Source organism: Marinobacter sp. G11, from assembly GCF_021282325.1.
Classification (GTDB): domain Bacteria; phylum Pseudomonadota; class Gammaproteobacteria; order Pseudomonadales; family Oleiphilaceae; genus Marinobacter; species Marinobacter vinifirmus.
The window spans coordinates 1-8,801 of sequence record NZ_JAJSPB010000052.1; the positions used below are offsets into that span (position 1 = coordinate 1).

Consider the following 8,801-nt stretch of genomic DNA (forward strand, 5'->3'; position numbering starts at 1 on the left):
GAGCCCGGAACTGCGGCTCGCGAGAGACCACACTGGCGATGGTCTACAAGCTGCTGGAGTCAGCGCAGAGGAACTGGAAGCGGATCAAGGGATTTAATCTGCTGACCCTTGTGGTCAACAACGTGAAGTTCAAGGACGGCGAGCAAGTACAGGATCAATCAGACAGGAACGCGGCTTGATGCCCATACACCAGATTTGACAATAACTCTGGCGAGAGTGCCAGGCTGCCTGCACAGCCTTTTGCCACCCGCCCAGGTGGCGGACAGCTTCGGGTTCGCACCGCCTTAAAACGCTCAGCGCCTCAAGAGGTGTGAGCAAGCATTGTCTGGACAGGGCTTTCAGCAGGCGCGGATACCTGCGCTCAAAACCGTTCTCGTTATCGCTGATACGACCGCAAAGCGCAGCCGGTTGTTGTTGATGTTGCTTCATGTTTTTCTCCTGCTTTAAACAAAAGCCGGAGTGTCCCTGCCAGAGTGGCAGAGTCCACCCCGGCAGGGTTAATTAAAGAGTGAATCTCACCTGAGATATTCTCTCAATACCTTGGCGTGTTCAGGAGGAACCAGAACGGTCCTGCGAACGGCGTAATAGAACTCTCCATAAAGATCCATAACACCATTCTCGGTCCATTCTGCGGACTCCCCAAGCACACCGTGGCATTCCTCGCTCAACGCTATCCGTTCGGCCTCCTCGGCTGTATCTGCCTTGATTAGCCTCGTGGTAGCCTTCTCATATACGCCAGATATGACATCGAGCTCTACGACAAAATGAGATGGCGCGGCACCTCCCTTTCGGGGATGCAGCGCGTTGGGCTTCATGGGCAGGATTGATCGTTGAGAACTTAGAAATGCGTGTTCTCGATCAAGGTGTTCAGGGTCTTTGTGTAGCTTTTCAGCTCTTCAAAGCTCTCCTGAATATCAGACAAGGCGGTGTGGTTGTACTGCTTTTCAGGGGGATTGAATCCAACTCCCTGCCAAGCGGTACGCTTCAACAACGCTATCGAGCTGATGTCGATTTTCCGGTAATGAAAGTGCCTGGCGAGCGCGGGCATTTGCGCACCAATGAAGTTCATATCGAACCCCACGTTGTTACCAAACACTATCGAGCCGGTTCGTTCTTTTGAGTCATAGGGCATGGCTCCGACCGATTCCAACCGCTGGATGATGTAGGAAGTCGCATCTTCGAGGCTCTCAGCCAAGTAGTTGTGACCGCCACCTTCTGCCAGCACTTCGAGCAGGCCGGATTTCTCGTGCTGCTCTTTCGCCCAGGGATGCATTCTGTTGATAGCCTCTTGGCTTTGACGAATGCCTACCGAGAAGGCGTCTGCTTTTTGAAGGTCTGATGTTGCCACCAGCACACCAATTTCCAGGATCGGGTAATAGGCCGCTCCATGGACTGTCTGGCCATCAATTTCCAAATAGCCGTCAAGCCCACCGGACTCAATATCAATTCCGACGAGGGAATAGGACATAGTTACACCTCTTTGGGAGTGGGTTGCTGCCCCGTCAGGGGTCATCAACCTTATTTCAGGAAGGCCCAGGGCTTGAGCCCAGGGTTAATGAATTGCTGTTTGTTTAAGGTGACCAGCTATCACACAAAGCGTCCAGGACGCTTTCCGGATACTCCTGAACCAAGAGGATCTGGAAAACGCCGGAGATAGGATCACCTATCTCCAACGCTCGCCGTCATTTACCTAAGCGTTTTTTGTGTCTCTGGATCAGATCAAGGGTTTGCTCTCGAAGCTCAGCCGGGACATACCCCAGCTCATTGCAGCAAACAACAAACGAAAAAGGATGGATCTCATCAGACATCATCCAATCTTCCGCTTCTTGCTTGGCCGCTTCTCCTGCTCGCCCGTCTGCCAGAACTCTCAGGCTGTCCCATAAAAGCCCTTCACGAAGAGCAAATATGGAGTTTTCATCCCACTCGAATCGCGGCTCAAAGGGAATGACTTTGGCTGCATGGGTTTGCTCCGAAGGAACAAACAGATCCAGTTCAAGCTGGGGAGACTCTTGAGGGTTGGCAACCCCAGAGCGTTTTCTCAGAGGTATTGCGTTCATGGGTATCTCCTTCTATGAAGGAGGCCCAGCTCCCCCAGGGGCGCTGAGCCCCCTGGGGGTTGTGTTTTTCATGCCTTTTGGTGAGTTGCCGCCGCTATGTGTTCTTGCATCCAGTTTTGGAGATCCTGCAAATCTGCTTTCATTTCGGGTGATTTAGCAGTTGAGGCATCTTCTTTTATGGCTTCTACCATAGATCTCGCTTTGTCCAGCGAGATGGATACGGAACCCAATTGAACGGTGTTAACAGTTTCTTTCAGCATGATGGTCATCCTTTGATTATCAGAACTTCATCCCATTTAAAGTTCGCTTATCAGTGAAGCTTACATGGGCGGGAAATCAACCGATGGGAGTGGGCTTTTAGCTTTCAACTTCGCTATCAACGGTCATGCCTCGGGCAACAACCTCAAAAGCGATGTCGGCGTAGCTATCGCCATTCCGGTACAGTTTTTCCGCCAGCTCGTAAGCCTCTTCCGTTGGTCGGCCCTCCCCGTGTGCAACCACATAATCGTGGCACCAGTCACGGTCAAACCGATTACGATTCTCCGGTAACGTCTCAGGCCGCATATTGCACCTCCTTTTGTTTCCGGAGACGCTGACGCTCGGCTTTTCGCATAAGAATGCGCTGCCTGGCTTCAGCTTGAGGGTCAGAGCAAATCGTCATGCCCAGGAACAGGCGATGACGTTCACTCAGCTCTTCTTCAGTGAGGTAATCGAGGGCAGTAAAGCCCACCGGTATATCACCGGTTTTGCTGAAGTTGTCATATCGTTCCTGAGCCCTGGTACACAGAGCCTCGTAACGTTTTTCGACTTCAGCAAGGCCAAGCTTGGCGACCAGCTCAACCGCTTCGATTTCATCACGGGGACGGCCCGGCAGATCAGGGATCTTGGGCTGCGTTGTTTCGTTCATGCAAATCTCCTTTTTGAAAAGGAGAGGCGCTACCCGGAGGTAGCTACCCCTCCGGGTTCATTTAATGGATGTCAGTCTTGCTCTTCGTAAGTGTCGAAGGGCGCACCGACCGCTTCTTCCCATTCGCCATTCTTGGTCAGATCGACAATCCGGGCTTCAAGAGCCTCTCGCAATTGCGCTGGGGTAACATCCTCACCTTTCGGGTGGGTTGAACCACTGACACTGAATGCAATGGTGTAAGCATGGTTGTAGGTCGTCTTCGGTTCTTCTACATCAATGGTGATTGCGTGATCCTCCAGTTGAGCCGCTGTTTCACCAGTGATCAAGCCTTCGCGCATACCCAGATTAATGAGCTGCTGAAGATTGGACTTCAATTCTTCAGCCGTCATGACCGGGGCGCTTTCATCACCTTTCGGATCGACCAGGCCTGTCAGATTGAGAGAGAACTTCAGATTTTTCATTGCATAGCTCCAGGTTTAGTGCGGAGCCATCCCTCACGGGATAGACCCCGCAAGGGTTAATTTGAGGTTAGGGATATGGCCTTTCAGGATGCTTTTGCGCTGAGCTTGGTGTTCAGGTATCGAATCGCCTTGCCCATAAAATCAGCCATCAGTTGATTGCCTGTTGAGCTGAAATAAGAGCGCCATTCGTTCCAGTCACCAATAGACGCAACCGTGTTCGGAGACTCGAAGATCCCCCACAGTCGCTGTTCACAACCACGCTCCAGAACCGCATTGACCTCGCTTGTCAGCTTTTCTGGCGACATCGCTGAATTGAGATGACAGGGAGGCTCAAGGATGAGCTTCTCTGCTTTCTCAAAGGTTGTCTTCTCGACAAGACCACTTTGGGTATCAACGATGAAAGGCACGATTTCTTGCCCGTGGTTGCCCCAAAGCCAGTGAGTCACATAGCCGGGATCAACGCCTAACCTGGCCGGAACCAACACAGTTCCAGAGGTTCTCAGAAGCCAAACAAGCTTTGTTCCCTTGAAACGATCCAGGTTATCGAAGTCGATAGACAGATCATTCTGGTAGTGCTCGGGAAGCTTCAGAGAGTTGGCTACGTTGGCCATAGCCGCTTTGATTCGATCCAAATGATCGGTGGTATGAGTCATGGTACATCTCCTGTTGTTAACAGAGGGACGCACCAGACCCCAAGGGGCAGATGCGCCCCGGTGGGGTTAATGTAATTTGCTGTTTCTTTTCAGAGGCCAGCTACCTACTTTCACTCTCACGATGAGAGCAAAAACGGCTTTTTCCTCGGCACTCCCTGACTTTCACATGTGAAAGAAATGCCCAGAGAAAGACCGTTAATCAGATATTACTCAAGAATCTCGTATCCGACTACGCCTGAAACTGACTTTTTTGGGTGCATGGCAGACTAAAGCGACAGGGCAAAAAAATAGCCTGGGAGCACAAGGCTCCACAGGCTATCCATTATTGCTGGATGTCCGGTATTAACGGTTGGCAGGTTTACTTTTTCGGCAATGCTTTTTAGCCCAGCTTTCGAGCGAATCAGCATGACGATACGCCACGGCACAAACGAGTGTAACCGCGACAATAAAACCACCAAAACCAATCAATGCAGCGTACATATCCATATCTCCAGTCTAGCATTCAGCGTTTGACTTCACTACTCCTCGAAAAGCAGATCCTCGAAGAGATACATGATCAGTGATGCGATGTTCATAACACCACCAAGGACGATGAACAGAACGCCGAACATAACGACATTGGGTTCACCAAGGTTCTGGAACGCAAGTGCGCCAGCCCCCAGCAGGGCAATGCCAATACCGGCATCTTTAAGGAATTCCCGCGCAAAGCGGTAGATTTTTTTCTTGAAAGACATAATCGCTTCTCCTTTAACCTCGGAGTAACCAGCCCTGAACTCCGGTTAATTTGGTAGCCAAGGTGGGCGGTTAGAGGAGATGCCCCCCAGGGGAGCCTCCTCCCCTCGGCGGGTGTTTTCAGGTAACTCTTGTCGCGTGTCATGGGAACCTCCTACACCTGATCAGAGGTTCTTTTCAGCTTCTCCTGACCACCTAAATGGCCGGATGAGAAGCTTGCCTGCGACTTTGATGAATCAATGCTCTGAACGAACAGCGATACACCGACAACCCGTGCCTCACGTTTGATGAAAGGTGTTGGGTTATTCATGGTTTTTCTCCTTGAGAGAACGGAAGCGGCCCTTCCTTGCGTTCAGACCGCTCTGGTTTACGTTTCCTGTCAGGCTGCGTTGGTAGTCAAAGACCGCTCCATCAGCTTGAACAGGGTTCGTTGAAGCTCAGTCGCATCATCAATAACAATGTTCTTATCGAACAAGCCTGATACGGCTGAGGTTTCTATCCCAATGCCAACCATCTCAATGTCGCTTCGATGGCACAGATCAATGACCGCCTGAGTGGGCGCAACCTCATTTGGCTGGCCGTCTGTCACGACAATCATCATTTTCCTGTCTTCTCTGGTTTTGCTCAGCTCGAACGCGGCGTACCAAATGGCCTCAGCCATTGGCGTAGTGCCACAGGATCCGAACAGGAATCGACCAGATTGATTCAGGACGTTTTCACCGTGCTTAACGACACTGAAGACCGGACGTTGGGGGTTATCGCAGAAGTAGGTAACAGCAGGGTTCACTCCAGGAATGGGCTCTAAAGCCAGGGCCAGGGCCAGAGAAGCTTCTCTTGCCACCTGCTCACGGCTCTTTGAGCTACCACGGGAATTGACCCGCGCCTTCATGGAGCTGCTCATATCCACCAGGACATGAACTGCTGTATTGGGCTTCTGCTTTTCTACCGGCGACCGAAATACCCGTGTATCTCCCGCCACAACGCGGTGGAGATTGCGAGTATCCAGACGTTTGCCTGCCCGACGATTACGGTTGCCAGTTCGCTGACTGGCTTGAACCAAACCGTAGAGCTGGCTCCGGATTTTGGCAGTGGTGCTTTTCACCGAATCGACCAATTGGCGACCTTGCGGATGCTTCGGCGCTTCTTGCGCATTACGCACCGTTCGGTAATTGGTGTTTCCGGTCTGTTCCGCTGAGCGTTCCAGATCAGCCTTGAGTGAGTCATGCGCGTCTCCGAGCAAATCATCACCGCTGGCTTCTAGCACTTGCCGAATAACTTCAGCAGCTTTTTTGGTCGCGTCATCACCGGCCCCATCACCATTGCTGGATTGAGTTGAACCAGGCTGTTGATCATCTCCGCTTTGCGCAGAGGATGGTTGTTCGCCTGTTTCACCGGTATCTGACCCTTTCCCGTTGGAGCTTTGTCCTTTCGAGTCATCCTGACCAGAGCTGTTGCCTTTTTGGCCGCCAGCACCATCCTGATCACCTTGGGATTGATCCGCATTTTGCTGCGAATCGTCCTGGCCACCAGACTGGTTTTTCTGATCCTTCTGACCTTGGGAGTCACCTCCCCCGGAACCATCAGAAGACCCATCATCGCCTTGCGGTTGCTGGCTTTGATTCTGATCCCCTTGCTGCTTTTCTTCCTCCTTCTCCTTCTCTTCCTCAAGCATCTTCATGATCTCTTCGGTGAGAGCCACGGCTTCTGCTGTTGAGCCAGCGTCAACCGCTTTGCGGAGAAGGGCGTTAAGTCGAACGACTACGCCTTTGGGGAAGGTTTGTTCCAGCGCCACCTTTGCAGAATCAAGGTAGGACTGTAGACAGCTTTGCCCGACTGCTTGCGATTGCAGCCAGTACAGGCAAAACCCCTCCAGAATGGAGGCCGGGTGCTCTTCCCTGGTGACATGCTGATAATGACCTGCTTGGGCCATATAGCTTGCCACTTCATTGAGGGTTTGAGCCGTACCGGGATAGGTATTGATCATGGCCCGCTCAATTCGACAGTCTTCCAGAATGTTGGAAAGGTCTGCGTGAAGACCGGGACGCCGGTTCACCGAAAAATCAGTGAATCGAACGTGCGCAGCTTCATGAGCGAGGTATCCCCAGACCACATCCTTATTCGGATAATCTTCCGGGATGTTGGGCACCACAATCGTTTTACCATCGGTATAGGCAGTGTCTCCACCAACCGACACCTTCACACCGAACTTCTCACCGTAAGCGGCTGCTACGATAGGAAGGGCGTTATAAATGGTTTTGCGTTTTGACATGATTCTTCTCCTGTTCTGTTGGAACAGAGAGTCATGCCACCCCAGAGGGATGGCTGACCCTCTGGGGTTATTTGCCTGATCAGAAGAAGAAGTCTTCCTCCTCCTCTGTTTCAGGCATGACCGGATGCGTTTCGGGCTCTACCGCAACGGGCTGTGCTACCTCAACGGTTTCCGGATGTGTTTCAGATTCTTCAGCTACAGCCTGCTCTGAAGCCGGAGCTTCGTCTGAACTGCTGAATTGCTCAAAGAACCTGTCCATATCAGCTTCGAGATCTTCTTGAGAAGTCTCGCTGATGGTGGGGTTGTCATCACTCAAACCTTCTTCGGGCTGGGCCGTTTCCAGTTCGGTATTTACAACCATTTCCTGACGCTCATCAGAACTCAGAGGCTCGTATGGCACATCGCCATCAACCTCATTGCTGTCACCTTCCGGTTGGGTTTGTGCTGTTGTGTCATCGGAGCTGTTGCTGTCGTTCCGGGAATGTCCCGGCGTAACAGTTTCAGCCATGCCAGCGAGCGTTACCGCCCCTTCGGCATATTCCTGAAGACGCTTTCGATCACCCATGATGAGCGTTGCCGCTACGACCTGATAGAAAAACGGTGCGCGAATAAAGCGACCGTGAGCGTGTTGCTCGTAACCACGCAGGGTTTCATCCAAAAGGTTAACCAGTGGGATAAACGAACTATCCAGGAAGGACAGCCCATCAACCTTGTCGCGGATTTTCTTCAGGGTATTGCGGGTTGCGATACTACATTCTTCGCGGCCCGAGAGGTTCTTGGAGAAGAAGTTCTGGGCCTCTTCAGTGACTTCATCCAACAAATCACCCCCAAGGCTTTCAATCTTGCGATTGAGGTTCTCGGCAGTGGGATCGTCGTCACTGATCGGTTGGATCATGAAAATCTGGTACTCGAAACCAATCCGTTTCTCGACCGCCGACTTTGGCAGTGCTCCGGCACGGATGGTGGACTCATACTCAGGATTTTCCAGGATCCATTCTTCGACAGCGTTGTTATAACCGCTAACGAAGTCTTGCTTCAGCGACTCATACTCAGCAGAGATTTTGTTGAGTTCATCGCAGATGGTGTCTGTTTTACTGGCCGGGACGGCAAAACCGTTCATAAACGGCATACCGTGACGCAGCAACAGACGGCGGGTTTCTGTTTTCAGCCGGTGAAAGCCTTTGAGTTTCGCCGGATCACAGATCTTTTTTGAGCCCAACTGCGCAACTTTCTCTGAAGGGATTTTTCCGCCTTCGCCCAACTTGAAATCGTCGGGGCTCAACCGGGTCTGGCCGCTCCAGATGTCGAAATCGACATGGATAACGCAGAGGTTCTCAAGGTGCTTTACAGTGTTGCTCATGATGATGCACTCCTTTCACAAAAAAAGGGCGCACCATTCCCCTACCGGGACAGTGCGCCCCTGGCAGGGTCAATTTTCAATTTGCTGTTTGTTTTCAGAGGCCAGCTACCTACTTTTCACTCTCACGATGAGAGCAAAACCTGTTTTCCGGGTTATCTGCCGTTGGAACACCAGACACCTGGGAAACAGGCTTAATTGGATATTAACCCAGCATAAAAAAGGCTTCCACGCTGGAATTGCGTAAACCGCTGAAGGTTGCCACCCATTCCACGTGAAGCCTGCCACCCGGACCGGAGCAAGGCTGCCACCCATCGGAGCGTAGCGACGCGGGGTTTCTCTTCTTACTCCGAAGTCTCAGTGCC

At 51.9% G+C, this 8,801-nt stretch carries 13 protein-coding genes and 1 pseudogene; 1 reads left to right on the forward strand and 13 read right to left on the reverse strand.

All coding sequences use genetic code 11. The features are described from left to right. A pseudogene (locus tag LWH94_RS18295) lies at positions 1–179 on the forward strand (IS256 family transposase); the annotation flags it as partial. Between the two features lie 336 nt (positions 180–515). Here the strand turns inward: LWH94_RS18295 and LWH94_RS18300 are convergent. The 13 genes from LWH94_RS18300 to LWH94_RS18360 all read right to left on the reverse strand — a co-directional run bounded on the left by LWH94_RS18300 (position 516) and on the right by LWH94_RS18360 (position 8,439). Next, entirely contained in the window at positions 516–815 is a 300-nt protein-coding gene (locus tag LWH94_RS18300) for a hypothetical protein (protein ID WP_232903190.1), read from the reverse strand. 23 nt (positions 816–838) lie between these two features. Further along, positions 839–1,468, reverse strand: coding sequence for an oligoribonuclease (orn, locus tag LWH94_RS18305; protein WP_232903191.1), 630 nt, complete (start codon positions 1,466–1,468; stop codon positions 839–841). A gap of 214 nt (positions 1,469–1,682) precedes the next feature. After that, positions 1,683–2,057: a topoisomerase II gene (locus LWH94_RS18310; protein ID WP_232903192.1), complete on the reverse strand. Its 375-nt coding sequence runs from the start codon at positions 2,055–2,057 to the stop codon at positions 1,683–1,685. 68 nt (positions 2,058–2,125) lie between these two features. Then, positions 2,126–2,317, reverse strand: coding sequence for a hypothetical protein (locus LWH94_RS18315; RefSeq protein ID WP_232903193.1), 192 nt, complete (start codon positions 2,315–2,317; stop codon positions 2,126–2,128). Positions 2,318–2,414: 97 nt separating this feature from the next. Then, positions 2,415–2,621, reverse strand: a complete 207-nt coding sequence (locus LWH94_RS18320; RefSeq protein ID WP_232903194.1) for a hypothetical protein — start codon at positions 2,619–2,621, stop codon at positions 2,415–2,417. Next, positions 2,611–2,964 (reverse strand): hypothetical protein, encoded by a 354-nt coding sequence (locus LWH94_RS18325; RefSeq protein WP_232903195.1) that lies wholly within the window; start codon positions 2,962–2,964, stop codon positions 2,611–2,613. Before LWH94_RS18325 ends, LWH94_RS18320 begins: the two co-directional genes overlap by 11 nt. Before the next feature lie 71 nt (positions 2,965–3,035). Next, complete coding sequence (locus LWH94_RS18330) at positions 3,036–3,425, reverse strand: hypothetical protein (protein ID WP_232903196.1); 390 nt, start codon at positions 3,423–3,425, stop codon at positions 3,036–3,038. 83 nt (positions 3,426–3,508) lie between these two features. Further along, positions 3,509–4,078 carry a hypothetical protein gene (locus LWH94_RS18335; protein ID WP_232903197.1) on the reverse strand — a complete coding sequence of 190 codons (570 nt, stop codon included), beginning with the start codon at positions 4,076–4,078 and terminating at the stop codon, positions 3,509–3,511. 342 nt (positions 4,079–4,420) lie between these two features. After that, a complete protein-coding gene (locus LWH94_RS18340) occupies positions 4,421–4,558 on the reverse strand; it encodes a hypothetical protein (protein ID WP_181861331.1) in 138 nt (45 codons plus the stop codon). Between the two features lie 38 nt (positions 4,559–4,596). Beyond that, positions 4,597–4,812, reverse strand: coding sequence for a hypothetical protein (locus LWH94_RS18345; RefSeq protein WP_114435339.1), 216 nt, complete (start codon positions 4,810–4,812; stop codon positions 4,597–4,599). Positions 4,813–4,964: 152 nt separating this feature from the next. Continuing rightward, positions 4,965–5,120: a hypothetical protein gene (locus LWH94_RS18350; RefSeq protein ID WP_232903198.1), complete on the reverse strand. Its 156-nt coding sequence runs from the start codon at positions 5,118–5,120 to the stop codon at positions 4,965–4,967. Positions 5,121–5,189: 69 nt separating this feature from the next. Beyond that, positions 5,190–7,079, reverse strand: coding sequence for a VWA domain-containing protein (locus LWH94_RS18355; protein ID WP_232903199.1), 1,890 nt, complete (start codon positions 7,077–7,079; stop codon positions 5,190–5,192). Between the two features lie 79 nt (positions 7,080–7,158). After that, positions 7,159–8,439, reverse strand: a complete 1,281-nt coding sequence (locus LWH94_RS18360; RefSeq protein WP_232903200.1) for a DUF3150 domain-containing protein — start codon at positions 8,437–8,439, stop codon at positions 7,159–7,161. Between the last annotated feature and the right edge of the window lie 362 nt (positions 8,440–8,801).